Source organism: Pseudomonas sp. PA-1-6B (assembly GCF_021609545.1).
Taxonomy (GTDB): Bacteria; Pseudomonadota; Gammaproteobacteria; order Pseudomonadales; family Pseudomonadaceae; genus Aquipseudomonas; species Aquipseudomonas fluorescens_BV.
The window spans coordinates 83,254-108,125 of the sequence record NZ_WJZM01000013.1; the positions used below are offsets into that span (position 1 = coordinate 83,254).

The 24,872-nt window shown below is 58.4% G+C and carries 23 protein-coding genes; 6 read left to right on the forward strand and 17 right to left on the reverse strand.

Annotated features, from left to right (window positions below; translation table 11 throughout):
* Positions 1-112 precede the first annotated feature (112 nt).
* Positions 113-2,635, reverse strand: a complete 2,523-nt coding sequence (locus tag GIV35_RS09175) for an RHS repeat-associated core domain-containing protein (RefSeq protein WP_236264096.1) — start codon at positions 2,633-2,635, stop codon at positions 113-115.
* Positions 2,636-3,080: 445 nt separating this feature from the next.
* Between GIV35_RS09175 and GIV35_RS09180 the strand changes: the two genes are divergently transcribed.
* From GIV35_RS09180 to GIV35_RS09205, 6 genes are read left to right on the forward strand one after another with little or no spacing between them, the layout of a single operon-like run.
* Positions 3,081-3,701 (forward strand): CDP-alcohol phosphatidyltransferase family protein, encoded by a 621-nt coding sequence (locus GIV35_RS09180; RefSeq protein ID WP_236264098.1) that lies wholly within the window; start codon positions 3,081-3,083, stop codon positions 3,699-3,701.
* Positions 3,702-3,711: 10 nt separating this feature from the next.
* Positions 3,712-5,460, forward strand: coding sequence for a bifunctional alpha/beta hydrolase/class I SAM-dependent methyltransferase (locus tag GIV35_RS09185; protein WP_236264099.1), 1,749 nt, complete (start codon positions 3,712-3,714; stop codon positions 5,458-5,460).
* Positions 5,461-5,462: 2 nt separating this feature from the next.
* The gene (locus GIV35_RS09190; RefSeq protein ID WP_236264101.1) at positions 5,463-6,761 is read left to right on the forward strand and encodes a phosphatase PAP2/dual specificity phosphatase family protein; all 1,299 of its coding nucleotides are present in this window, start codon (positions 5,463-5,465) and stop codon (positions 6,759-6,761) included.
* Positions 6,751-7,194 (forward strand): hypothetical protein, encoded by a 444-nt coding sequence (locus tag GIV35_RS09195; RefSeq protein WP_054916981.1) that lies wholly within the window; start codon positions 6,751-6,753, stop codon positions 7,192-7,194. The genes GIV35_RS09190 and GIV35_RS09195 overlap by 11 nt, the downstream gene beginning before the upstream one ends.
* A 9-nt stretch (positions 7,195-7,203) precedes the next feature.
* Positions 7,204-7,824: a lysophospholipid acyltransferase family protein gene (locus tag GIV35_RS09200; protein WP_034129175.1), complete on the forward strand. Its 621-nt coding sequence runs from the start codon at positions 7,204-7,206 to the stop codon at positions 7,822-7,824.
* A 1-nt stretch (position 7,825) separates the two neighbouring features.
* Positions 7,826-8,758: a phosphatidate cytidylyltransferase gene (locus GIV35_RS09205; protein ID WP_236264102.1), complete on the forward strand. Its 933-nt coding sequence runs from the start codon at positions 7,826-7,828 to the stop codon at positions 8,756-8,758.
* A 135-nt stretch (positions 8,759-8,893) separates the two neighbouring features.
* On the opposite strand, the gene glmS is transcribed toward GIV35_RS09205, so the two are convergent.
* The 16 genes from glmS to mnmG all read right to left on the reverse strand — a co-directional run bounded on the left by glmS (position 8,894) and on the right by mnmG (position 24,714).
* On the reverse strand, positions 8,894-10,726 hold the full coding sequence (gene glmS / locus GIV35_RS09210; protein WP_034129178.1) for a glutamine--fructose-6-phosphate transaminase (isomerizing): 1,833 nt from the start codon (positions 10,724-10,726) through the stop codon (positions 8,894-8,896).
* 10 nt (positions 10,727-10,736) lie between these two features.
* A complete protein-coding gene (locus GIV35_RS09215; RefSeq protein ID WP_003195822.1) occupies positions 10,737-11,504 on the reverse strand; it encodes a DeoR/GlpR family DNA-binding transcription regulator in 768 nt (255 codons plus the stop codon).
* 237 nt (positions 11,505-11,741) lie between these two features.
* The gene (gene glmU / locus GIV35_RS09220) at positions 11,742-13,109 is read right to left on the reverse strand and encodes a bifunctional UDP-N-acetylglucosamine diphosphorylase/glucosamine-1-phosphate N-acetyltransferase GlmU (protein WP_186527022.1); all 1,368 of its coding nucleotides are present in this window, start codon (positions 13,107-13,109) and stop codon (positions 11,742-11,744) included.
* 123 nt (positions 13,110-13,232) lie between these two features.
* Positions 13,233-13,649: a F0F1 ATP synthase subunit epsilon gene (locus GIV35_RS09225; RefSeq protein WP_003177061.1), complete on the reverse strand. Its 417-nt coding sequence runs from the start codon at positions 13,647-13,649 to the stop codon at positions 13,233-13,235.
* A 44-nt stretch (positions 13,650-13,693) separates the two neighbouring features.
* Positions 13,694-15,070, reverse strand: coding sequence for a F0F1 ATP synthase subunit beta (gene atpD / locus GIV35_RS09230; RefSeq protein ID WP_003195827.1), 1,377 nt, complete (start codon positions 15,068-15,070; stop codon positions 13,694-13,696).
* Between the two features lie 27 nt (positions 15,071-15,097).
* Entirely contained in the window at positions 15,098-15,958 is an 861-nt protein-coding gene (atpG, locus tag GIV35_RS09235; RefSeq protein ID WP_005792602.1) for a F0F1 ATP synthase subunit gamma, read from the reverse strand.
* A gap of 50 nt (positions 15,959-16,008) precedes the next feature.
* On the reverse strand, positions 16,009-17,553 hold the full coding sequence (atpA, locus tag GIV35_RS09240; protein ID WP_003195831.1) for a F0F1 ATP synthase subunit alpha: 1,545 nt from the start codon (positions 17,551-17,553) through the stop codon (positions 16,009-16,011).
* Between the two features lie 21 nt (positions 17,554-17,574).
* Entirely contained in the window at positions 17,575-18,111 is a 537-nt protein-coding gene (locus GIV35_RS09245) for a F0F1 ATP synthase subunit delta (RefSeq protein ID WP_003195833.1), read from the reverse strand.
* A 12-nt stretch (positions 18,112-18,123) separates the two neighbouring features.
* Entirely contained in the window at positions 18,124-18,594 is a 471-nt protein-coding gene (locus GIV35_RS09250; RefSeq protein WP_003195835.1) for a F0F1 ATP synthase subunit B, read from the reverse strand.
* Positions 18,595-18,649: 55 nt separating this feature from the next.
* On the reverse strand, positions 18,650-18,907 hold the full coding sequence (gene atpE / locus GIV35_RS09255; RefSeq protein ID WP_002555987.1) for a F0F1 ATP synthase subunit C: 258 nt from the start codon (positions 18,905-18,907) through the stop codon (positions 18,650-18,652).
* Between the two features lie 133 nt (positions 18,908-19,040).
* Positions 19,041-19,910, reverse strand: a complete 870-nt coding sequence (gene atpB, locus GIV35_RS09260; protein ID WP_003195886.1) for a F0F1 ATP synthase subunit A — start codon at positions 19,908-19,910, stop codon at positions 19,041-19,043.
* Positions 19,911-19,926: 16 nt separating this feature from the next.
* Positions 19,927-20,334 carry a F0F1 ATP synthase subunit I gene (locus GIV35_RS09265; protein ID WP_010565865.1) on the reverse strand — a complete coding sequence of 136 codons (408 nt, stop codon included), beginning with the start codon at positions 20,332-20,334 and terminating at the stop codon, positions 19,927-19,929.
* 148 nt (positions 20,335-20,482) lie between these two features.
* A complete protein-coding gene (locus tag GIV35_RS09270) occupies positions 20,483-21,355 on the reverse strand; it encodes a ParB/RepB/Spo0J family partition protein (protein WP_003195890.1) in 873 nt (290 codons plus the stop codon).
* A gap of 9 nt (positions 21,356-21,364) precedes the next feature.
* Complete coding sequence (locus GIV35_RS09275; protein ID WP_005792605.1) at positions 21,365-22,162, reverse strand: ParA family protein; 798 nt, start codon at positions 22,160-22,162, stop codon at positions 21,365-21,367.
* 18 nt (positions 22,163-22,180) lie between these two features.
* Positions 22,181-22,825: a 16S rRNA (guanine(527)-N(7))-methyltransferase RsmG gene (gene rsmG, locus GIV35_RS09280; protein ID WP_200647459.1), complete on the reverse strand. Its 645-nt coding sequence runs from the start codon at positions 22,823-22,825 to the stop codon at positions 22,181-22,183.
* On the reverse strand, positions 22,822-24,714 hold the full coding sequence (gene mnmG, locus GIV35_RS09285; RefSeq protein WP_105229199.1) for a tRNA uridine-5-carboxymethylaminomethyl(34) synthesis enzyme MnmG: 1,893 nt from the start codon (positions 24,712-24,714) through the stop codon (positions 22,822-22,824). The genes rsmG and mnmG overlap by 4 nt, the downstream gene beginning before the upstream one ends.
* Positions 24,715-24,872: the final 158 nt, after the last annotated feature.

Below are 24,872 nucleotides of genomic sequence, written 5' to 3' on the forward strand. Positions count from 1 at the left end.
CAATTCGTTACGATATAACACGAAGCGTGAAATTTTTGTTCTCAACCCCGTTCGCACATTTAGGTCGAGGAGCACTCGCAAAATATCCGTCGGCTGTCCGGCCTTCACAGAGTTACCTCAGGGCACGTCGGGCACTGCTACCTTGAATGACTCTACGCATGTTTCGCCAAACACGATGGGCAACCCGTGAGACAGGGTTGCGCGCCGCACGGCGCAAGTCTCGCTCTACTGCTCGAGTCAAAGCCTCCAGGGACGGGCTCCTAACCATCGGAGCGGGTTCGAGAACAGGCTGAGGCTCGACATGAACCTCTATGATGTCAACGTCCGCCCCCAGTTGATAATCGTAAACTTCCTGTCGCGTGATACCCGTAGCGCGCAGGCCGAAAGCAGTCATGATTCTCTGAGTTGAACGGCCATTACCCTCACTGGCCAAAAACCGCTCCAGCATGCCTTCCTGCTGCTGCGTAGCAAGCAGAGCCTCATTGTTTTGAACGTTCCAGCGCACAATGGCTTGCGGTAAAACACCGTAAAAATTGTTATGCCTTGAAATCATTTCATACTGATGCCAGGTAACGTCGGTAGCATTGGGCCCCTCTACTGGCGCACGGTAGTTTTCCATCAAGCGCCAGCGGCCGGGCAAGAATTCGTTTCTGAACCGATACCTGCCTGGGATTGAAGCAGACGTGTAAGTAGACTCAACGCGGTGCTCGCCATACATACGGTGAGTCATGCTCCTCTCCACGGCGTCCCGGCGCTCGGCGGCGACGTGAGCATCCACGTCACGACGCCGGAATGTCTCTGGATTCTGTCGATAAGCCGGAACATGGGCACTGGAGGAATTATCCGAATAGTCGTCGGCGACTTCCGGAGCCCTGCCATCGTGGTCTCGATACCGGAGCGGATTATTTCGGACCATTCGATACAGATTCAGCCCATCGATTTCGCCCGAGGGATCCGGGTTGATCCAGCGCATCAGCCATGGCGCATAGTAACGCGAACCGTAATAGTACAATCCGGTCGCATCCCGCTCTTGGCCTGAATAACGGATGGTCTTGCCATTAACATGAGTCTGACTTCTGGCCGCCCACCACGCCGTACCACCGAAGGGGTAATACCCCTCATGACTGATCACGTCGCCATATTCATCGAGTTCCAACGCAACGCTGCCCAGATGGTCATCAACGTTGTAGCGCCACTGTGGGACAGGTAGTCTCTTGCGACCGTTCGCTCGCCAGTTTAACCGTCGAACTTGACTGCGCCCTAACGCCACGCTGATGACATGCAGGACTTCTCCCGTCGCCGTATCGCTGTGTATCTCCAAACCCGGCAGATACATGACCTGGGCCACATGCTCAACAGACTTTGCCTGCCACACTCGTACCTTGCGTCCACGCTGCCCAGTGCCATGGTAGAAATACCGTTCGTTATCCGCAGGCCCCGCCTTGCGCAGCACCTGGGTGACTTGGTGCAATTGATTACGGGCGTCCCATGTCATCCTCTGCGCGCCGTCCAACATCAACAAATTGCCGTTTGCATCAAACCCATTGGCTAAATCCGGTGGATTCATCTCATCGGCCATATACATGCTTCGATTACTACGCTCGGCTGTCTTCATCATGCGCAAGGGTTCGCTGCCATGCTTGAGCGTGATTAGATTTCCGCCGAGGTCATAGGTGTAAACCTGCGTGTAGTTACGCAACCGACTCGCGTCACCTCCTCCTGGTAGTACAACACCGGGCAGGCCAGGCTGAATGCCGGCCAGGACGCTTTCCCGTCCGGTGGCCTCAATCAAATGGTAAAGCGTGTCGTAGCGATAAGTGCTAACGGGGACAATTCTTTGAGAATCAAACCATTGGGTTGGTTGTGCCCGGTCCTCCAAGCATTGCAGGTTACCCACGGGGTCCCACTGATAATGTAGGTCCTGGAGTACTTTATCCTGCCGGATTGTGTTCAGTCGTAGTAGTCGCCCACTGCGGGCGTCGTAGCCGGGCTGGGAAATGACACCATTACCCGCCAGTTGGGATTCGACTTGACCACAAGCGTTATAGCGGACCGCGCTGAGCAGCAATTGCTCCGGTTTTCCATCCTCAGTCAGACTGGATTGAACCAGTTCACCCGCCACGTTGTAGCAATGGCTCTGCACATTCGCCAACGCATCGGTTTGGCGGAGCAACTGATTCAACGCATCGTGATGCCATTGCGTGAGATACCGCATTGCCGCGCCTTGATGATCTGTCTCCAATAACGCGTCGCGCTCATCCAAAGACTCAGGCCAATCCGCGGGTACCAATGCCTTGAGAAACTGTTGAGTCTGGCCTGCAACGTGCCCCAGCAAACCGTAATCGACAAAAACCTGGCTGCCGACCCCATCGTCATGCCGAACCAGCCGACCGCAACGATTGCCCATTTCAGTCGATGATCCGTACGTCAGCCGCTCGACGAAGGTCTGGAGAGTGGTCGCTGACTCTTCGCTCACACTAACCTGACGTATTTGGGAGTCATAGCACACCCGCCGGACAGTACCCCGCCCATCCCAACTATGCAGCGTTTGAGCTGCGTCGCCCACAAGGTTGACACGCCAGCCCGCATCTACGCTTTCAACACGCAACAGCTGGCCCGACAGACTATGGGTCATAACTTGGTTGGGCTCCCCTGTTTCACCACCCGTTGCCCACAATCGCGTGTCCCATTGTGCATGCACTCGACCAAGGACATCGCGCGAATACCTTTCGGTACGTGCCTGCAGTGCCTCGTCTAATGTCTGTCGGTGATACGCAACGACCGCTACTTGCAACCTACGCGCGTCTGTCACCCTCAGAGTCGGTGTCTGTCGGTGCAAAGTCGAAGACATTTGCGACCCTCTGCGTGTGTAGAGATGTAACTATAGACACGAACTCGATCACCTGCTGTTGAGGCCCCATAGGACGCTCCCACAAGCGGTGATTGATTATGCTCAAGAGCGTGACTAATCCCCCTATAAACACGAGCCATCACTGGTGTCGGCTGCGATTAGTCGGCACACTTCAGACAGTTCTTCAGACAGTTTTTCGCGGGTTCACGGACAAGGAAGCGTCACCCCCATGATTTCCATCTACCAACTCAAACCGCGTTTTCAAAACCTGCTGCGGCCTCTCGTGCAGCGCCTTTATGACAACGGCACCACCGCGAACCAGATCACCGTGCTGGCCGGGGTTGTTTCCCTGCTGGTGGGGCTGTTGATCGCGGGCTTTGCCCAACACCTCTGGCTGTTTGCACTGATCCCGCTGTGGATGATTGTGCGCATGGCGCTCAATGCCATCGATGGCATGCTGGCCCGGGACTTCGGCCAACAGTCGCGCCTCGGTGCTTATCTCAATGAACTGTGCGATGTGATCGCCGACAGCGCGCTGATCCTGCCCTTTGCATTGATCCCCGATGTGAGCCTGGCGCCGGTGCTGCTGGTGACGCTGCTTGCGATATTCAGCGAATACGCCGGGGTGCTGGGGCCGATGGTGGGCGCGTCGCGCCGTTATGACGGGCCCATGGGCAAGAGTGATCGGGCGTTCGTGCTCGGGGTGCTGGCCACGGGCGTGGCGCTGGGCTGGCTCGGCGCCGGTTGGGTGGAGGCGGTGATGTGGCTGGTCGCCGCCCTGCTCGCCTATACCTTGGTCAACCGGGTGCGTCAGGGCCTCAAAGAACAACAATCTCTCCCTTCTGCATAAGGATTTTGCGATGCGCGAACAGCAACAGCACACCTTCAGTACCCATGATGGCGTCGAGCTTTTCTATCGGCACTGGCCGGCCATGGCAGGTGTCGGGCCGCGCAAGGCGATCCTGTTGTTCCATCGCGGCCATGAGCACTCGGGGCGTATTGCCCACCTGGTGGATGAACTGGGCCTGCCTGAATTCGACTTCTTCGCCTGGGATGCCCGTGGCCACGGCCAATCCCCCGGAGAACGTGGCGACAGCCCCAGCTTCGCCACCAGTGCCCGCGATGTTCAGACCTTCTGTGACCACGTCGGTGCCACCTACGGCATCGAAGAGCAAAACCTCGCCGTGATCGCCCAAAGCGTCGGCGCGGTGATCGCAGCTACCTGGGTCCACGATTACGCGCCGAAGATCCGCGCGCTGGTGCTCGCCTCGCCAGCCTTCAAGGTCAAGCTGTACGTGCCCTTCGCCCGCCCCGGCCTGGCACTGATGCGCAAGTTTCGTGGCAACTTTTTCGTCAACAGCTACGTCAAGGCCAAGTTCCTCAGCCATGACCCCGAACGCGTGGCGTCCTACGACAGCGATCCACTGATCACCAAGGCCATTTCGGTGAATGTGCTGCTGGGCCTTTACGAAGCGGCCGACCGGGTTGTCGCCGACGCCCAGGCGATCCAGGTGCCGACCCAACTGCTTATTTCGGGCTCCGACCTTGTGGTGCACCGTAAACCCCAGCAGCTGTTCTTCGACCGCCTCGGCAGCCTTAAAAAAGAGCTGCATATCCTCCCCGGCTTTTTCCACGACACCCTCGGCGAACGTGATCGCGCCGTGGCTGTGAGCAGCGCCAAGCGCTTTATCTTGCAGAACTTCGCCCACCCGCTGGACCGCGCTTCTTTACTGGATGCAGATAAACTTGGCGCCACGTGCGCCGAATCCGAATCCCTCGCCGCGCCGTTGCCACGCAATTCACTGCGCGACCTGTACTGGCGCATAACCCGCGCCAGCATGGGCCTGGGCAAGAACCTGTCAGATGGGGTGAAGCTGGGCTTCGATACCGGCTTCGACTCCGGCAGTACCCTGGATTACGTGTATCGCAACACGCCCACCGGCAAAGGGGCGCTGGGGCGCATGATTGATAGCAACTACCTCAACTCCATCGGCTGGCGCGGTATTCGCCAGCGCAAGCTGAACGTCGAAGAGCTGCTGCGCCTGGCCATGGCCAAGCTGCGTGACGACCAGCGCGAAGTACGGATTGTCGACATCGCCGCCGGCCACGGGCGCTACATCCTGGAAGCCTTGCAAGGCGTATCGCCGTTGCCGGAATCGATCCTGCTGCGCGACTACAGCGACATCAACGTGCGCGACGGTGGCGCGCTGATTCGCGAAAAGGGTTTGGGGGACATCGCCCAATTCGTCAAAGGCGATGCGTTCGACCGCGCTGACCTGGCCGCCCTGGACCCCAAGCCGACCCTGGCCGTGGTATCCGGCCTGTACGAATTGTTCGCCGATAACGCCATGGTCGGCGGTTCACTGGCGGGCCTGGCCGAAGCCGTGGAGCCAGGTGGTTACCTGGTCTACACCGGCCAACCGTGGCACCCGCAGTTGGAGCTGATTGCCCGTGCGCTCACCAGCCACCGTCAGGGCCAGGCTTGGGTGATGCGCCGGCGCAGCCAGGCGGAAATGGACCAACTCGTCGAAGCAGCGGGCTTTCGCAAGATCACCCAGCGCGTGGATGAGTGGGGCATTTTCACCGTGTCCCTGGCACAGAAGATCTGAACATGCGCGAACCCGGTTTATTGAAACCTGCGGTGCTTTGGCTGCTGCTGTTGGCGCCGCTGTTTTTCAGCACCTATGGCTTTGCCACCTGGGTCACCAGCCAGCGCAGCGACGTCGGCACGCTGGTGTTCGGCTGGGAAACACGCATGCCATTCTGGGCCTGGACCATCGTACCCTATTGGTCCATCGACCTGCTTTACGGCTTCTCGTTGCTGCTACCCAACACGCGTCATGAGCTCAAACAGCATGCGCTGCGCCTGCTGAGTGCGCAGGTGATAGCCGTGAGTTGCTTCCTGATCTGGCCACTGCGCTTCACGTTTGAGCGGCCGGAACTGGACGGTGTGTTCGGTTGGTTGTTTGCGGTGCTGGCCGGTTTTGACAAGCCCTTCAACCAGGCGCCTTCGCTGCATATCGCGCTGCTGGTGATCCTGTGGGTCATGTACCAACGGCATACTCAAGGATTCTGGCGTTGGGTGGTGCACGGCTGGTTCGCGCTAATCGGGGTTTCGGTGCTGACCACTTATCAACATCACTTTATCGACTTACCCACAGGCGCCCTCGCGGGGTGGTTGTGCGTGTGGTTATGGCCGGTGGCGCACCCGAGCCCCTTACTGAATGCACGGCTGACGCGGGATAACCAACGATGGCGGCTAGGGATACGCTATGGGCTGGGCGCAGTGATACTGACAGTGCTGGCCTGCGTATGCGGTGGCGCTTGGCTATGGCTGCTATGGCCGGCGGTTTCTCTGGGGTTGATCACGGCCAACTACCTCGTACTCGGCGCATCGGGCTTTCAAAAACGTGAGGATGGCCACCTTACGCCTGCGGCACGCTGGTTATATGCACCTTATCTGGCGGGCGCCTGGATCAATTCGCGGCTGTGGACGCGCAAACATCCTCAGGCCGATCCGATTGTGGATAACGTCTGGCTCGGGCGTATTCCTGCCACCCGCGAGCTGGGTTCATTCAAGGCCATTGTCGACCTATGCGCCGAGCTGCCGATTAATCCACAGGGCCGTGCTTACGCCTGCGTGCCCGTGCTGGACCTGATCGCCCCAACCCCCGACGAATGCTTGAAAGCGGCCCACGCCATTGAACGCCTGCAAGCGAGCGGCCCCCTGTTGGTGTGCTGTGCCCTCGGTTACTCACGCAGCGCCACCGCCATCGCCGCCTGGCTGTTGAACACGGGGCGAGCCACCACGGTTGAGCAAGCGCTGGCTATTATTCGTACAGCGCGGGCCGATGTGGTCCTGCACCCCGAACACCGTCAAGCATTGGAGGGTTTGCCAAATGCCTGCTGATATGGAACTCCAGATTGTCGCCAGCCTGTTGCGCCGTGGCCGATCACTGGACCAGTTATCCACAGGACTGACGCTGCTCGGCGTGCTGTTCGGCCTCGCCCAGTTGCTGTTGGCCAGCATTTCCACCATTTGTCTGCTGTTGGCCCTCTGGATGATCGTGCTGGGCCTGCTGCAAAAGTATTGGGCGCTGCGGGTGGCCTTTGACGCCGACCTGTTCGCCCTGCTCGCTCGCGACACCACCCGCACGCCAGACCTGGACCAGGCCCTGCAAACCCTTGGCCTGCAATCGCCCAAGCGAGCCGGTCGGCCATGGACTGAACGCCGTCGCGGCGCCCTCAAACTGCTGCGTAAACAAGCCTGGCTGCTGGGCGCGCAAGCGCTGTTGACCCTGGGCGTCATTCTCGCCAGCCCTTGGCTACCTTTCGCCGGATAAGGAATTCCCATGTTCGAACCCGTGGTCGCCACGCTGATTACTTCCATGGCCCGCACCGTCACTGGCGCCCGCAGCCTGTGGCTGGGGTGCGCGCCGGTCCCGGTGCAGCGGATCTATTTCGCCAACCACAGCAGCCACGGCGACTTCGTCCTGGTGTGGGCATCACTGCCGCAGAACCTGCGCAAATTCACACGCCCGGTGGCCGGCAGTGATTACTGGAACAAGAGTGCGCTGCGCCGCTACATCATCAATCGAGTGTTCAATGGCGTGCTGATCGACCGTGAGCGCAAGGACCCTGTGGACAACCCATTGCAGCCCATGCTTGCGGCGTTGGAGGGCGGCGATTCGCTGATCATTTTTCCCGAAGGCACGCGCAATCTGGAGGATGGCTTGCTGCCGTTCAAAAGCGGTTTGTACCACCTGGCAAAGAGTTACCCACAGGCCGAGCTGGTCCCTGTGTGGATAGCCAACCTGAACCGGGTTATGCCCAAGGGCCGCGTATTACCGCTACCGTTGTTATGCACCACCAGCTTCGGTGCCCCCCTGCAACTGGAAGAAGGCGAAGACAAAGCCGACTTCCTTGCCCGCAGCCGCGACGCCCTGCTCGCCCTTGCCCCGGAGCATTCCTGAGATGGATAGCCAAACCCTGATGTTATTTGGCGGCATCGGCGCGATCCTGATCATCGCCTCGCTGATCGGCCTGATCCTCAAGCTGCGCACCCGTGGCAGCCCGAATGCCGTGATCGACAACCTCAACGCCCGCATCAACGCCTGGTGGGTGATGGTGGTGGTGATCGGCATCGCGTTCTGGCTCGGCACCGGCGCGGTGATCCTGCTGTTCTACGCGGTGTCGTTCTACGCCCTGCGCGAGTTCCTCACCCTCACGCCCACCCGACGCAGCGACTACCCGGCTCTGGTGGCCGCGTTCTACCTGGCCCTGCCGCTGCAATACCTGCTTATCTACGCCGACTGGTATGGGCTGTTCTCGATCTTCATTCCGGTGTACGTGTTCCTGCTGCTGCCGATCCTCGCGTCCCTGGGCGGCGACAGTACGCACTTTCTGGAACGTGCATCGAAGGTGCAATGGGGGCTGATGATCGCCGTGTTCTGCGTGTCTTTCGTCCCGGCACTACTGACTTTGGACATACCGGGCTACGAAGGCCGTAACCTGCTGCTGATCGCCTATCTGGTGATCGTGGTGCAACTGTCGGACGTGTTGCAGTACGTGTGCGGCAAGCTGTTCGGCAAACACAAGATCGCGCCCAACCTGTCGCCATCGAAAACCGTGGAAGGGTTTGTGGGCGGAATTCTGCTGTCCTCCTTGATCGGCGCGGCGCTGTGGTGGACCACACCGTTCAATCCCTGGCAGTCGTTTCTGATCGCGCTGCTGATCAACTTGCTGGGGTTTGCGGGAGGGATTGTGATGTCGGCGATCAAGCGTGACCGCGGTGTGAAGGACTGGGGGCACATGATCGAAGGACACGGCGGGATGTTGGATCGGCTGGATTCGGTGTGCTTTGCGGCGCCGATCTTCTTTCATCTCGTGCGCTACTGGTGGACCTGACCCACCCCTTTCTCAAACCCGATGGAGCTCCCACAGGAGCTGCGCTTAACTGAAATAGCCAACCTTGAATTGAGCGAATTCAAAATACAAAAAAGGGGCTGTTTAAACAGCCCCTTTTGGGTACGTCAGTAAGGCTTACTCCACCGTCACCGACTTGGCCAAGTTACGCGGCTGGTCAACGTCGGTGCCTTTGAGCACGGCAACGTAGTACGACAGCAACTGCAGCGGGATGGTGTAGAGGATCGGCGACAGCGTGTCGTGGATGTGCGGCATGTTGATGACGTGGGTGCCTTCACCGTTGGTCATGCCGGCTTTTTCATCTGCGAAAACGATCAGTTGGCCACCACGGGCGCGTACTTCCTGCAGGTTGGACTTGAGCTTCTCCAGCAGTTCGTTGTTCGGCGCCACGGTAACCACCGGCATGTCGTCATCCACCAAGGCCAGCGGGCCGTGCTTGAGCTCACCGGCCGGGTAGGCTTCGGCGTGGATGTACGAGATTTCCTTGAGTTTCAGCGAGCCTTCCATCGCCACCGGGTATTGCGCGCCACGGCCCAGGAACAGGGTGTGGTTCTTGTCGGCGAACAGCTCGGCGACTTTTTCCACGGTGCTGTCCATGGCCAAGGCTTCACCCAGGCGGGTCGGCAGGCGGCGCAGTTCTTCCACCAGGGTGGCTTCGACACCTTCGGCGAGGGTGCCGCGCACCTGGCCCAGGGACAGGGTCAGCAGTAACAGGCCCACCAGTTGGGTGGTGAAGGCTTTGGTGGAGGCGACGCCGATTTCGCGCCCGGCCTGGGTCAGCAGGGTCAGGTCGGATTCACGCACCAGGGAGCTGATGCTGACGTTGCAGATGGCCAGGCTGCCGAGGAAGCCCAGTTCCTTGGCATTGCGCAGGGCGGCCAGGGTGTCGGCGGTTTCACCGGACTGAGAGATAGTCACGAACAGGGTGTCAGGCTGTACCACCACTTTGCGGTAGCGGAACTCGCTGGCGACTTCGACCTGGCACGGGATGCCGGCCAGTTCCTCCAACCAGTAACGCGCCACCATACCGGCGTGGTAGCTGGTGCCACAGGCGACGATTTGCACGTTGCGCACTTTGGCGAACAGTTCGGCGGCTTGCGGGCCGAAAGCGTTCACCAATACTTGGTTCTGGCTCAGGCGACCTTCCAGGGTGCGCTGTACCACGGACGGCTGCTCGTGGATTTCCTTGAGCATGAAGTGGCGGAACTCGCCTTTGTCGGCGGCTTCGGCGCCATCGCGGTATTGCACGGCTTCGCGCTCGACGGACTGACCGTTCACGTCCCAGATCTGCACGCTTTCACGGCGGATGTCGGCAATGTCGCCTTCTTCCAAGTACATGAAGCGGTCGGTCACTTGGCGCAGGGCCAGTTGGTCGGAGGCAAGGAAGTTCTCGCCCAAGCCCAGGCCGATCACCAATGGGCTGCCGCTGCGTGCGGCAACTAGGCGGTCAGGCTGGCTGGCGCTGATCACGGCCAGGCCGTAGGCGCCATGCAGTTCCTTGACCGTGGCCTTGAGGGCGGTGGTCAGGTCACTGTGGTCCTTGAGCTTGTGGTTGAGCAGGTGGGCGATCACTTCGGTGTCAGTGTCCGAGGTGAACACATAGCCCAGGCCCTTGAGTTGTTCGCGCAGCACTTCGTGGTTTTCGATAATGCCGTTGTGCACCACCGCCAGGTCGCCGGAGAAGTGCGGGTGAGCGTTACGCTCGCAGGGTGCACCGTGGGTGGCCCAACGGGTGTGGGCGATCCCTAAGCGACCTACCAGCGGCTCACCGGCCAGGGCCTGGTCCAACTCGCTGACCTTGCCCGGGCGGCGCATGCGTTCCAGCTTGCCGGCGTTGGTGAAGACGGCCACACCGGCGCTATCGTAGCCGCGGTATTCGAGGCGCTTGAGGCCTTCGATCAGGATGGCAGTAACGTTACGTTCGGCGACTGCGCCAACAATTCCACACATGGTGCTTCTCCTAGATGATTGCCGCGCATATCAGCGTAATGCCGCGGGCTTGGATCTGGTCGCGGGCCTCAAGCGGCAGGCGATCATCGGTAATAAGGGTATGGACACTGCTCCAGGGCAGTTCCAGGTTGGGAATCTTGCGGCCGATCTTGTCGGATTCGACCATCACCACCACTTCACGGGCGACCTCGGCCATCACACGGCTCAAGCCCAGCAGTTCGTTGAAGGTAGTGGTACCGCGCTGCAGGTCGATGCCATCGGCACCGATGAACAGCTGGTCAAAGTCATAGGAACGCAGCACCTGCTCAGCGACCTGCCCCTGGAACGAGTCCGAATGCGGGTCCCAGGTACCCCCGGTCATCAACAGCACCGGCTCGTGTTCCAGTTCGCTCAAGGCGCGGGCCACGTTCAGGGAGTTGGTCATCACCACCAGGCCCGGTTGATGGCCCAGTTCGGGGATCATCGCGGCGGTAGTGCTGCCGCTGTCGATGATGATGCGCGCGTGCTCACGCAAACGCTTCACGGCCGCACGGGCGATGGCGCGCTTGTAGGCCGAAATGGGCTGGGCAGCGTCGCCCACCAGCTCTTGGGGCATGGTGATTGCGCCACCGTAGCGACGTAGGAGCAGGCCGTTACTTTCGAGGGCGGCAAGGTCCTTGCGGATGGTCACTTCCGAAGTTTCGAAATGTTTGGCCAACTCGTCCACGCTGACTTCGCCCTGTTCGTTGAGCAAGGTGAGGATATTGTGGCGTCGTTGGGGGGTGTTTCGTTTCGACATGGTAGTGATAAGTTTCGTTTCGAAAGATAACGAAGGCAATCAAAACCTATTGGCGAAAGATCGTCAAGAGGCGGAAGGCATTTTGTAGAGCTTTCGGACATGCCACTAAACAACTGTGGGAGCTGGCTTGCCTGCGATAGCTGCGTGTCAGGCGACATCATGATGAATGTCAGACCGCTATCGCAGGCAAGCCAGCTCCCACAGGAGTGAGTCTCAACCTATCGAGTTGTGGATAACTCAGCTCTTTTTGATTTTGACCGGGCGTTTCCAGCCGTCGATGTTGCGTTGACGAGCGCGGGCAACGGCCAGTTGGGACTTATCCACATCCTGGTTGATGGTCGAGCCCGCTGCGGTGTTGGAACCATCACCGATGGTCACGGGAGCAACCAGCGAGTTATTGGAGCCGATGAACACGTCTTCGCCAATGGTGGTCTGGTACTTGTTGGCACCGTCATAGTTGCAGGTGATGGTGCCAGCCCCAATGTTGGTGCGTGCGCCGATGACGGCATCGCCCAGGTAAGTCAGGTGACCGACTTTGGCGCCCTCGCCGAGGTGAGCGTTTTTCAGTTCGACAAAGTTACCCACATGGGCCTGGGCCCCCAGCTCACTACCCGGACGCAAGCGCGCAAACGGCCCGGCATCGCTGCCCTCACCCATCACGGCACCGTCGATATGGCTGTTGGCCTTGACCACCACGCCTTTGCGCAAGGTACTGTCCTTGATCACGCAGTTCGGGCCGATGACCACACCGTCCTCAATGATCACGCGGCCTTCGAGGATCACGTTGATATCGATCAGGATGTCGCGGCCCACCGTGACTTCGCCACGTACATCGAAACGCGCCGGGTCTCGCAGGGTCACGCCCTGAGCCATCAGGCGCAGGCCTTCGCGCAGTTGATAGTGACGTTCCAGCTCTGCCAGTTGCTTGCGGTCGTTGGCGCCCTGCACTTCCATCGGATGGTGTGGCTGCTCGGTCGCGACCAGCAAGCCATCGCTGACGGCCATCTCGATGACGTCGGTGAGGTAATACTCGCCTTGGGCGTTGTTGTTGGACAGGCGGCTCATCCAGTCGGCGAGCTTGTTGGCAGGCACCGCGAGAATGCCGGTATTGCCTTCAGTAATCGCGCGCTGGGCTTCGCTGGCATCTTTGTGTTCAACGATAGCAGCCACCTTGCCGTCGGCGTTGCGCACAATGCGGCCGTAGCCCGTAGGGTCATCCAACTCAACGGTCAGCAGGCCCATCTGGCCAGGCACCACGTGCTTGAGCAGGCGTTGCAAGGTTTCCACTTCAATCAGCGGTACATCGCCGTAGAGGATCAATACCGTGTCTGCGGTGATGAAAGGCACAGCCTGCGCGGTCGCGTGGCCGGTGCCCAGTTGCTTGTCTTGCAATACGAAATTCAAATCGTCCGCGGCAAGGCGTTCCCGTACCACATCGGCACCGTGGCCGATCACCACATGAATACGTTGTGGGTCCAATTGGCGGGCGCTGTGGATAACATGGCCCAGCATGGAGTTGCCCGCGACCGGATGCAGTACCTTGGGCAGGGCTGAACGCATGCGGGTGCCCTGGCCTGCGGCGAGAATGACGATTTCAAGAGACATGAATGGCTACCAATCCTGGGCGGTCCGGGTTCAGACCAAAGAAGTGTTTTGCAAAAAAAGAAAAAGGGTAGCCGAGGCTACCCTTTTTAATCAATCACGCATCAAGCAAAACGGCGTGGCCGCTTACTTCTTGCGGATCTGCTGGAGAGTACGCAGCTGGGCTGCGGCCTCGGCCAGACGGACTGCAGCAGCGCTGTAGTCGAAGTCTGCGCCTTTTTCGTTCAGCGCCTTCTCGGCAGCCTTGACGGCTTCCTGAGCGGAGGCTTCATCCAGGTCGCCAGCACGTTGCACGGTGTCGGCAAGTACCTTGACCATGTTCGGCTGAACCTCGAGGAAACCACCAGAGATGTAAAACACCTCCTTTTCCCCGCCTTGCTTGGTCAGAGTGATCGGACCTGGCTTCAAGCTGGTGATCAATGGCGCGTGGCCCATGGCAATACCCAGGTCACCGAGTTCGCCGTGTGCAATCACCATTTCTACCAGACCGGAGAAAATTTCCCCTTCCGCGCTGACGATATCGCAATGGACTGTCATAGCCATCTGATTGCCTCAACCTGATGAGCGCCCGTTTCCGGGCGCCAGGATTACAGTTTCTTGGCTTTCTCGATCGCTTCTTCGATGCCGCCGACCATGTAGAACGCTTGTTCTGGCAAGTGGTCGTAGTCACCGTTGAGGATGCCTTTGAAGCCAGCAATGGTGTCTTTCAGGGAAACGTATTTACCCGAGGCACCGGTGAAGACTTCAGCCACGAAGAACGGCTGCGACAAGAAACGCTGGATCTTACGAGCACGGTTTACCAACTGCTTGTCGGCTTCCGACAGCTCGTCCATACCCAGGATCGCAATGATGTCCTTCAGTTCTTTGTAACGCTGCAGCACGTACTGAACACCGCGAGCGGTATCGTAGTGCTCCTGGCCGATCACGTTCGGGTCCAGCTGGCGCGAAGTCGAGTCGAGTGGATCGACCGCTGGGTAGATACCCAGGGAAGCGATGTCACGGGACAGAACGACAGTGGCGTCCAAGTGGGCGAAGGTGGTGGCTGGCGACGGGTCGGTCAAGTCATCCGCAGGTACATATACCGCTTGGATCGAGGTGATCGAACCTTCCTTGGTCGAAGTGATACGTTCTTGCAGAACGCCCATCTCTTCAGCCAGGGTCGGCTGGTAACCTACTGCCGAAGGCATACGGCCCAGCAGTGCGGATACTTCAGTACCGGCCAGGGTGTAACGATAGATGTTGTCGACGAACAGCAGAACGTCGTTACCTTCGTCACGGAACTTCTCGGCCATGGTCAGGCCAGTCAGGGCTACGCGCAGACGGTTTCCCGGCGGCTCGTTCATCTGACCGTAAACCAGTGCCACTTTGTCCAGAACGTTGGAGTCCTTCATCTCGTGGTAGAAGTCGTTACCCTCACGAGTACGCTCACCAACACCTGCGAACACGGAATAACCGCTGTGCTCGATGGCGATGTTACGGATCAGTTCCATCATGTTTACGGTCTTGCCTACACCGGCACCACCGAACAGACCGACTTTACCGCCCTTGGCGAACGGGCAAACCAGGTCGATAACCTTGATGCCGGTTTCCAGCAGATCGTTGCCGCCTGCTTGCTCGGCGAACGAAGGCGCGGCGCGGTGAATGCCCCAGCGCTCTTCGGTGGCGATCGGGCCAGCTTCGTCGATCGGGTTGCCCAGTACGTCCATGATCCGGCCCAGGGTCGCTTTACCGACCGGTACGGAGATGGCAGCGCCAGTGTCGACAACGTCCAGACCGCGCTTCAAGCCTTCGGTGGAACCCATCGCAATGGTACGAACTACGCCGTCGCCCAGCTGCTGCTGAACTTCCAGGGTAGTTTCCGCGCCTTGTACTTTCAGCGCGTTGTAGATGCTCGGTACGCTGTCGCGTGGAAATTCCACGTCGATAACGGCGCCGATGATTTGAACGATACGTCCGCTACTCATAGCTGGATCCTCTGAATATTTGAACCGTTAAACCGCGGCAGCGCCGCCGACGATTTCCGAGATCTCTTGGGTGATCGCAGCCTGACGCGCCTTGTTGTAGATCAGCTGCAAATCGCTGATCAGATCACCGGCGTTATCGGTAGCGTTTTTCATCGCGATCATCCGCGCCGCTTGTTCAGCTGCGTTGTTCTCGACCACCGCCTGGTACACCTGCGACTCCACGTAGCGCACCATCAAGCCGTCAAGCAGCTCTTTGGCGTCTGGTTCGTAGAGGTAGTCCCAGTGGTGCTTGAGTTCCTGATCCGGAGTCGCCACCAGTGGAATCAATTGCTCCACGGTTGGCTGCTGGGTCATGGTGTTGATGAACTTGTTGGATACCACGGAAAGGCGGTCAATCCGGCCTTCCAGGTACGCATCCAGCATCACCTTCACACTGCCGATCAAATCATTGATCGACGGCTCTTCACCCAGGTGGCTGATAGCTGCAACGACGTTACCGCCGAAGTTGCGGAAAAAGGCCGCACCCTTGCTACCAACAACACACAGATCGATCTCGACGCCGTTTTCGCGGTTTACCGCCATGTCCTTGACCAGGGCCTTGAACAGGTTGGTATTCAGACCACCACACAAACCACGGTCACTGCTCACTACCACATAACCTGCACGCTTGACGGCGCGCTCGATCATGAACGGGTGGCGGTATTCCGGGTTGGCGTTGGCCAGATGCCCAATTACCTGGCGGATACGCTCCGCATAAGGACGGCTAGCAGCCATGCGCATTTGTGCCTTGCGCATTTTGCTGACCGCCACTTTTTCCATGGCGCTGGTAATTTTTTGCGTGCTTTTGATGCTCGCAATCTTACTGCGAATCTCTTTTGCGCCTGCCATGTAACACCTATCAGGTTAGCAAGCGGGAGCCTTGCGGCTCCCGCTGCGGCTTACCAGGTTTGGGTGGCCTTGAACTTCTCGATACCGGCTTTCATGCCAGCGTCGATATCGTCATTGAAGTCACCCTTCACGTTGATCTTCGCCATCAATTCGGCGTGATCGCGGTTGAAGTAAGCAATCAGCGCTTGTTCAAAGCTGCCGACCTTGGCGATTTCAACGTCGGTCAGGAACCCACGCTCAGCGGCATACAGCGACAACGCCATGTCAGCGATCGACATTGGGGCGTATTGCTTCTGCTTCATCAGCTCGGTAACGCGCTGACCATGCTCAAGTTGCTTACGGGTCGCTTCGTCCAGGTCAGAAGCGAACTGGGCGAATGCCGCCAGTTCACGGTACTGAGCCAGAGCGGTACGGATACCACCGGAGAGCTTCTTGATGATCTTGGTCTGAGCGGCACCACCCACACGGGATACCGAAACACCGGCGTTCACTGCAGGGCGGATGCCCGAGTTGAACATGGCCGATTCCAGGAAGATCTGACCGTCGGTGATGGAAATCACGTTGGTCGGAACGAACGCGGAAACGTCGCCAGCCTGGGTTTCGATGATCGGCAGTGCGGTCAGGGAACCGGTTTTGCCGGTCACTGCGCCGTTGGTGAACTTCTCTACGTACTCTTCGGAAACGCGGGATGCGCGCTCCAGCAGACGGGAGTGGAGATAGAACACGTCGCCTGGGTAAGCTTCACGGCCTGGTGGACGGCGCAGCAGCAGGGAAATCTGGCGATAAGCCACTGCTTGCTTGGACAGATCGTCATAAACGATCAGCGCGTCTTCACCGCGGTCGCGGAAGAATTCACCCATGGTGCAACCGGAGTACGGTGCCAGGAATTGCAGCGCAGGAGATTCCGAAGCACTGGCAGCCACGATGATCGTGTTGGCCAGGGCGCCGTTTTCTTCCAGCTTGCGAACTACGTTGGCGATGGTCGATTGCTTCTGACCGATGGCTACGTAGACGCAGAAAATGCCGCTGTCTTTCTGGTTGATGATCGCGTCGATCGCCAGAGCGGTTTTACCGATCTGACGGTCACCGATGATCAGCTCACGCTGGCCACGGCCGACTGGGATCATGGCATCGACAGCCTTGTAGCCAGTCTGTACAGGCTGGTCTACCGACTTACGCCAGATCACGCCTGGAGCAACTTTCTCGACCGCGTCGGTCTCGGTGTTGCCCAGTGGACCTTTACCGTCAACAGGGTTACCCAGTGCGTCGACTACGCGACCCAGCAGTTCCTTACCAACCGGAACTTCCAGGATGCGGCCTGTGCACTTGGCGCTCATGCCTTCAGCCAGACTGGTGTACGCGCCCAATACAACGGCACCTACGGAGTCTTGCTCCAGGTTGAGGGCCATACCGTAGACGCCGCCCGGAAACTCGATCATCTCGCCGTACATTACGTCGGCCAGACCGTGAATCCGCACGATGCCGTCAGATACGCTGACGACAGTGCCTTCGTTACGGGCTTGGGAGGTCACATCGAGCTTGTCGATGCGGCCCTTGATAATTTCACTTATTTCGGAAGGATTGAGTTGCTGCATTGCTCTGCTGCCCCTTCAAACTCAAGATTTCAATGCTTCGGCAAGTTTCGCGATTTTGCCGCGAATCGAGCCATCGATAACCAGGTCGCCGGCACGGATAACAACACCACCAATAAGCGATGCGTCCTCCGAAGCTTGCAGGCGCACTTCCCGATTGAGTCGTGCACTGAGAACCTTGGCGAGTTTGTCTTGCTGTTCTTGGTTCAATGCGAAAGCACTGGTCACTTCAACGTCTACCGATTTCTCTGCTTCGGCCTTGTACAGGTCGAACAGAGCGGCGATCTCCGGCAAAAGCGGGAGACGGTCGTTTTCGGCAATGACGTGGATGAAGTTCTGCACCTTCACATCAAACTTGTCGCCGCACACTTCAATAAAAGTGGCGGCCTTGTCTGCGCTCGTCAGGCGCGGGGCCTTGAGCACGCGCTGCATGGTGTCGTCTTGCGACACTGCTGCAGCCAGGCCGAGCATGGCTGACCAAGAGGCCAGCTGCTGGTGGGCCTGGGCGTGCTCGAAGGCTGCCTTAGCGTAAGGTCGGGCCAACGTGGTCAGTTCTGCCATGATCGCCCTCGCTTAAATTTCAGCAGCCAGTTTGTTAACCAGCTCCGCGTGCGCGTTTTGATCGATTGTGGCACCGAGGATCTTCTCAGCACCGCCAACGGCCAGAGCACCCAGTTGGGCACGCAGCGCGTCTTTGACACCGTTCAGTTCCTGTTCGATCTCGGCATGAGCCGAAGCCTTCACACGGTCAGCTTCGACGCGGGCTTTTTCAACAGCCTCTTCGACGATCTGGTTACCGCGTTTCTTGGCTTGCTCAATGATCTCGGCTGCCTGTGCTTTAGCTTCGCGCAGTTGCTGACCCACTTTCTCGTGGGCCAACTCCAGGTCGCGAGCTGCACGGCTGGCAGCGTCCAAACCATCCGCGATCTTCTTCTGACGTTCGTGCAAAGCCGCGATGACCGGAGGCCACACGAACTTCATGCAAAACACTACAAAAATGAAGAACGCAACGGATTGGCCAATCAGGGTTGCATTAATGTTCACGCCAACACCTCGCTCATTCGTTGTCCATCACCCCAATCACTCGAAAATCGAGTGATTAGCCAGCGAGTTGACCAACGAAGGGGTTCGCGAAGGTGAAGAACAGTGCGATACCAACGCCGATCATGGTCACGGCGTCGAGCAGGCCGGCGACGATGAACATTTTAACTTGCAGCATTGGGACCATTTCTGGCTGACGCGCTGCGCCTTCCAGGAATTTGCCGCCCAGCAGGCCGAAACCAATGGCAGTACCCAGGGCGCCCAGGCCGATCAACAGTGCAACAGCGATAGCGGTTAGACCAACTACAGTTTCCATCTTTCCTCCCGACTTTTACGTCGTATGGTTTAGGTTTTTTAGATTTTAAAGCGGTAAAACAAATCGTTTCATAGCCCTGTTGGGCCACCTTCCCGTTTGACCGGGAAGGACATCAGACTAGTCGAGACTGGTCTTAATGGTTCTCTTCGTGCGCCATCGACAGGTAGACGATGGTCAGCATCATGAAGATGAAGGCCTGCAGGGTAATGATCAGGATGTGGAACACAGCCCACGCCCACTGCAGAACTACGCCCAGGCCGCTAAGCCAGAGCAGGCCGCTGCCGAACATCACAGCGATCAGAATGAACACCAGCTCGCCGGCATACATGTTGCCGAACAGTCGCAGAGCCAGCGAAATCGGCTTGGCGATCAGGGTGACGAATTCCAGCAGGAAGTTCACCGGGATCAGCAGAGCTTGAACGAAGATGTTCTTGCTGCCGAACGGGTGCAGGGTCAGTTCGCCGATGAAGCCGCCGATGCCCTTGACCTTGATGCTGTAGAAAATGATCAGCGCGAACACCGACAGGGCCATGCCCAGGGTAGCGTTCGGGTCAGTGGTCGATACGGCACGGAATGGGATGTGCGGGTCGCCGGAGATCGCCATGGCCAACTGAGGAATCCAGTCCACCGGGATCAGGTCGACGGCGTTCATCAGGAACACCCAGACGAAGATGGTCAGTGCCAGCGGTGCAATCACCGGGCTACGGCCATGGAAGCTGTCTTTCACGCTGCCATCGACGAATTCGACCAATACTTCAACGAAGTTCTGCAAAGCACCTGGCTGACCCGAAGTCGCCTTCTTTGCCGCCATGCGGAAAATCAGGACGAAGATCAGACCCAATGCGACCGACCAACCCAGAGTATCCAGGTGGAAAGCCCAGAAACCCATTTCTTTGGCTTCTGCTGCGGTGTGGGCAAAGCCCCAGCCGCCATTAGGAAGCTGACCGAAGGTCAGGTTCTGCAAGTGGTGCTGGATATAGCCCGAAGCGGTTGTTTCTGCCATGGTTGCCTCAAACGCCCTAAGGTTTCGAAAGTCTTGTTTTCATTAGCAGGGGAGCGAACCAGCTGACCAGTTGGGTCAACACGAAGACGCCGAATACAGCCAGCGGCGCCAATGGCTTCACACCTGCAAAGGTCAGTGCAAACAGCACTGCCGTCAAAATCAGTTTCCCCGCCTCGCCGGCATAAAAAGACCGGACGATAGCCTGGGCTGCTCGGGCGCCGGAAAACCGAAAGGCCCTGTGAGCAAAATACATATTGGGCAGCAAGGCTATCAGGCCTCCGCAGAGTCCTGAATACCCGGCTACGACTCCATGCCAATACCAAAGCGCCAATGCGGCGATCAGTAAAATGACAAATTGAGCCAGTAGAACCGGAAAAACAGCCAAGCGATGGAACGGCAACGTGTTTGGCGTGCGGGTTTCCATCACTCTTGCTCCTCAATGGTCGGCTGCCGGAAATCAATAACTTGGCATAATTTGTGCCGACAAAATGCGCGCAGAGTATAGGGGCGGTTCAGCCCCTATTCAACTGTCGGGTAGTGATTTCCGATCACGCGCTACATAAGCAAATGTTTCAGCGGATGTGGGCAAGGACGCCTTGAAGCTCGTCAAGGGAGTTATATCCGATGACCAATTGCCCTTTGCCCTTCTTGCCGTGACGAATTTGCACCGCAGAGCCCAGGCGCTCGGCCAGGCGCTGCTCGAGTCGCGCGATATCCGGATCAGGTTTGGCGGTTTCGACCGGTGCAGGTTTGCCGCTGAGCCACTGCCGCACCAGCGCTTCAGTCTGACGCACCGTCAGGCCTCGTGCGACAACGTGTCGCGCCCCTTCAACCTGTTGATTTTCCGGCAAACCGAGCAACGCACGGGCATGGCCCATTTCCAGGTCGCCGTGGGACAACATGGTCTTGATCACTTCCGGCAGCGCGATCAAACGCAACAAGTTGGACACGGTGACGCGGGACTTGCCCACTGCCTCAGCCACTTGTTGCTGGGTGAGCTGGAATTCCTGCTGCAAACGCTGCAACGCAATCGCTTCTTCGATCGGGTTTAGGTCTTCACGCTGGATATTCTCGATCAACGCCATGGCGATCGCGGTTTCATCCGGCACATCGCGCACCATCGCCGGGATGGTTTCCTTGCCGGCCTGCTGGCTGGCACGCCAGCGGCGCTCCCCGGCGATGATCTCAAAGCGGCCACCGCCAATGGGGCGCACCACGATGGGCTGCATCACGCCCTGGGCCTTGATCGAGTTGGACAGTTCTTCCAGGGCCTGGGGGTCCATGTCCCGTCGTGGCTGGTATTTGCCGCGCTGGATCAGGTCCAGCGGCAAGTGCTGCAGCTCGCGCTCGTCGGCCTGCACCGCTTGTTCTTCAAGCGATGTGACGGTCGGACCACTCAACAGTGCATCCAGTCCACGTCCGAGACCTCGTTTCTTGACGGCCATGGGGATTCCTTAAGTTGGCTGGGCTGCAGCGGTGCGTGAATTACGGCGTTGGCGGCGAACCATCTCGCCAGCCAATGCCAGGTAGGCAATGGCACCACGCGAGGATTTGTCGTACGCCAGCGCGGGCATGCCATAGCTTGGCGCTTCGGCCAGGCGGATGTTGCGTGGAATCACGGTGTCGTACAACTGATCGCCAAAGTGTTCCTTGAGCTGCGCCGACACATCGTTCATCAGGCTCAGGCGCGGGTCATACATGGTCCGCAGCAGGCCTTCGACTTTCAGGTTCGGGTTGAGCAGCTCGGCAATCCGCTTGATGTTATCCACAAGGTCGCTCAAGCCTTCGAGAGCGAAGTACTCGCACTGCATGGGGATAATTACCCCATCGGCGGCAACCAGCGCGTTAAGCGTGAGCATCGACAGCGACGGTGGGCAGTCGATCAAAATGTAATCGTAGTTTTCGCGAATGGGCGCCAGAGCGCTGCGCAGACGACTTTCTTTCATCTGCATTTCCAGCAGCACCACTTCCGCCGCGGTCAGATCGCGGTTGGCCGGCAGCAGTTGGTAACCGCCGTGCTCGGAATAGTGCATGGCCTGGGCCAGGTCGCATTCGCCAATCAGCAAATCGTAGACCGAGTTTTCCAGGCCGTGTTTATCCACACCGCTACCCATGGTGGCGTTGCCCTGTGGATCGAGATCGATCAGCAGCACCCGACGCTTGGTCGCGACCAGGGATGCTGCGAGGTTGATACAGGTGGTGGTCTTACCCACGCCACCTTTCTGGTTCGCTATCGCGAATACCTTAGCCATTCTTGCTTGTGTTCCCAATCATGCCGTGCGGCGCAGTATCAGCAGATGGCGTTGGCCTTGGCAACCAGGTACGGCCAAGGCGTGTTCGCTATCGAGGTGGAAGTCTGCCGGCAATGCTAACAGCTCGTCGCTTGGATGAACGCCCTTCATTGCCAACCAGCGGGTATCACGGTCGCCCAGGTGGCGTGTCCAGTTGCTGAAGTTCTCCATGCTGCTGAACGCCCGGGACACGATCCCGTTGAAAGGCAGTTCAGGCGTGAATGCTTCGACACGACTGTGGATAACTTGCAGGTTATCCAGCTTGAGCTCGAGTTTGACCTGGGTCAGGAAGCGGGTTTTCTTGCCGTTGCTGTCCAGGCAGGTCACGTGGGACTCGGGAAACAGGATCGCCAACGGGATGCCAGGCATGCCGCCGCCGCTGCCCACATCGAGCCAACGGCCATTTTCGATAAACGGCATCACGCTGAGGCTGTCGAGCAAATGCCGCGACACCATCTCGTCTGGGTCACGCACTGCGGTCAGGTTGTAAGCCTTGTTCCATTTGATCAACAGGGCCAGGTAGCCCAGCAGCAGCTCATGCTGGGCTTCGGTCAGGACTACGCCCAACTGGCGCGCTCCTGTGGATAACTCTTCGGCGTGTTGCGAGGTGACCAACGAACTCAAGCGCTTTGCTCCAACTGACGGCCCGCGCCGCGTTTTTTCAAATGAATCATCAACAGCGAGATGGCTGCCGGAGTGACGCCAGGGATACGTGAAGCCTGCCCGAGGGTTTCCGGCCGAGTTATCCCCAACTTGCTTTGAATTTCTTTCGATAACCCGGAAATTCCGGTGTAGTCGATATCCACAGGAAGTTTGGTGTCTTCACTGGCGCGCAGCCGAGCGATCTCGTCCTGCTGGCGATCAATGTAGCCTGCGTATTTGGTCTTGATTTCAACCTGTTCGGCAACCTGTGGGTCTTCTGCGCCCTGGCCAGTCACTTCGACCAGACCAGCGTAGTCGATTTCCGGACGGGAAAGCAGGTTGAGCAAGTTGTACTCATGGGTCAACGGCGTGCCGAATTTTTCTGCGATGGCGTCGCCTTGCTCCGTGCCCGGGCGAACCCAGGTACTTTTCAGACGCTGTTCTTCGAGCGCAATGCTTTCGCGTTTTTTGCAGAAGGCCGCCCAGCGGGCGTCATCGACCAGGCCCAGCTCGCGACCTTTTTCGGTCAAGCGCAGGTCGGCGTTGTCTTCGCGCAGGATCAGACGGTATTCCGCCCGAGATGTGAACATCCGGTACGGTTCCTGGGTACCCAGGGTAATCAGGTCGTCGACCAATACGCCGATGTAGGCTTCATCGCGACGCGGGCACCAGCTGTCTTTGCCCTGTGCACGCAATGCTGCGTTGGTCCCGGCCAGCAAACCTTGGGCCCCGGCTTCTTCATAACCGGTGGTGCCGTTGATTTGGCCGGCGAAGAACAGGCCGCCGATCACTTTGGTTTCCAGGCTGTATTTCAGGTCGCGCGGGTCGAAGTAGTCGTACTCGATGGCGTAGCCCGGACGCACGATGTGCGCGTTTTCCATACCGCGAATCGACTGCACGATCTGGATTTGCACATCGAACGGCAGCGAAGTGGAAATTCCGTTGGGGTACAGCTCGTGGGTGGTCAAGCCTTCGGGTTCGATAAAGACCTGGTGGCTTTCCTTGTCGGCAAAGCGGTGGATCTTGTCTTCGATCGACGGGCAATAACGCGGGCCAATGCCTTCGATCACCCCGGAATACATCGGCGAACGATCAAGGTTCGCGGCAATGATTTCGTGGGTTCGGGTGTTGGTGTGGGTAATCCAGCAGCTGACCTGTTTCGGGTGCTGTTCTTTGGAACCCATGAACGACATGACCGGGATCGGCGTGTCGCCGGCTTGCTCGGTCATCATCGAGAAATCCACAGAACGCCCATCAATGCGTGGCGGGGTTCCGGTTTTCAAACGGCCGACGCGCAGCGGTAGTTCACGCAGACGTTTTGCCAGGGCAATCGACGGCGGGTCACCGGCACGACCACCGGAATAATTTTGCATACCGATGTGGATAAGTCCGCCGAGGAACGTGCCCGTGGTCAGTACGACCGAATCTGCATGAAAACGCAGACCCATTTGCGTAACGACACCGCGTACCTGGTCCTGCTCGACGATCAAGTCATCGGCGGCCTGCTGAAATATCCACAAGTTCGGCTGGTTTTCCAGGGTTTCGCGTACCGCTGCTTTGTACAGGATGCGGTCGGCCTGAGCCCGGGTAGCACGTACGGCCGGGCCTTTGCGGCTGTTGAGCACGCGAAATTGAATACCACCCTTGTCGGTGGCCATCGCCATTACCCCGCCAAGGGCATCGATTTCCTTGACCAGATGGCTTTTGCCAATCCCGCCAATTGCGGGGTTGCAACTCATGGCACCGAGGGTTTCCACGTTATGCGTCAGCAACAGGGTTTTTACACCCATGCGTGCTGACGCCAGTGCTGCCTCGGTACCGGCATGACCGCCGCCGATGACGATCACTTCAAAACGGGAAGGGAAATCCACCACGCACCTCGTGCCTGCTTATGTAGGTAATCAGGAATTGTTTGTTGAAAGGGTTCTACAGCTTTGGCGGCAAGTATAGGGACTTCGCCCTTCCTAAAGAACCCTTTGCACAAAATTTAACCAGCTGTGGATGAATCACAGACAATAGAAATTAAAAG

Excerpts from the sequence above, each read along its gene's own strand:
- GIV35_RS09215 (WP_003195822.1), bottom strand. The coding sequence starts at position 11,504 with ATGTCGAAACGAAACACCCCCCAACGACGCCACAATATCCTCACCTTG.
- GIV35_RS09265 (WP_010565865.1), bottom strand. The coding sequence starts at position 20,334 with ATGGAAACCCGCACGCCAAACACGTTGCCGTTCCATCGCTTGGCTGTT.
- GIV35_RS09275 (WP_005792605.1), bottom strand. The coding sequence starts at position 22,162 with ATGGCTAAGGTATTCGCGATAGCGAACCAGAAAGGTGGCGTGGGTAAG.
- glmS (WP_034129178.1), bottom strand. The coding sequence starts at position 10,726 with ATGTGTGGAATTGTTGGCGCAGTCGCCGAACGTAACGTTACTGCCATC.
- GIV35_RS09225 (WP_003177061.1), bottom strand. The coding sequence starts at position 13,649 with ATGGCTATGACAGTCCATTGCGATATCGTCAGCGCGGAAGGGGAAATT.
- GIV35_RS09190 (WP_236264101.1), top strand. The coding sequence starts at position 5,463 with ATGCGCGAACCCGGTTTATTGAAACCTGCGGTGCTTTGGCTGCTGCTG.
- GIV35_RS09185 (WP_236264099.1), top strand. The coding sequence starts at position 3,712 with ATGCGCGAACAGCAACAGCACACCTTCAGTACCCATGATGGCGTCGAG.
- GIV35_RS09180 (WP_236264098.1), top strand. The coding sequence starts at position 3,081 with ATGATTTCCATCTACCAACTCAAACCGCGTTTTCAAAACCTGCTGCGG.
- GIV35_RS09205 (WP_236264102.1), top strand. The coding sequence starts at position 7,826 with ATGGATAGCCAAACCCTGATGTTATTTGGCGGCATCGGCGCGATCCTG.
- atpG (WP_005792602.1), bottom strand. The coding sequence starts at position 15,958 with ATGGCAGGCGCAAAAGAGATTCGCAGTAAGATTGCGAGCATCAAAAGC.
- glmU (WP_186527022.1), bottom strand. The coding sequence starts at position 13,109 with ATGTCTCTTGAAATCGTCATTCTCGCCGCAGGCCAGGGCACCCGCATG.
- GIV35_RS09200 (WP_034129175.1), top strand. The coding sequence starts at position 7,204 with ATGTTCGAACCCGTGGTCGCCACGCTGATTACTTCCATGGCCCGCACC.
- atpA (WP_003195831.1), bottom strand. The coding sequence starts at position 17,553 with ATGCAGCAACTCAATCCTTCCGAAATAAGTGAAATTATCAAGGGCCGC.
- atpD (WP_003195827.1), bottom strand. The coding sequence starts at position 15,070 with ATGAGTAGCGGACGTATCGTTCAAATCATCGGCGCCGTTATCGACGTG.
- GIV35_RS09195 (WP_054916981.1), top strand. The coding sequence starts at position 6,751 with ATGCCTGCTGATATGGAACTCCAGATTGTCGCCAGCCTGTTGCGCCGT.
- atpE (WP_002555987.1), bottom strand. The coding sequence starts at position 18,907 with ATGGAAACTGTAGTTGGTCTAACCGCTATCGCTGTTGCACTGTTGATC.
- GIV35_RS09245 (WP_003195833.1), bottom strand. The coding sequence starts at position 18,111 with ATGGCAGAACTGACCACGTTGGCCCGACCTTACGCTAAGGCAGCCTTC.
- GIV35_RS09175 (WP_236264096.1), bottom strand. The coding sequence starts at position 2,635 with ATGACCCATAGTCTGTCGGGCCAGCTGTTGCGTGTTGAAAGCGTAGAT.
- atpB (WP_003195886.1), bottom strand. The coding sequence starts at position 19,910 with ATGGCAGAAACAACCGCTTCGGGCTATATCCAGCACCACTTGCAGAAC.
- GIV35_RS09270 (WP_003195890.1), bottom strand. The coding sequence starts at position 21,355 with ATGGCCGTCAAGAAACGAGGTCTCGGACGTGGACTGGATGCACTGTTG.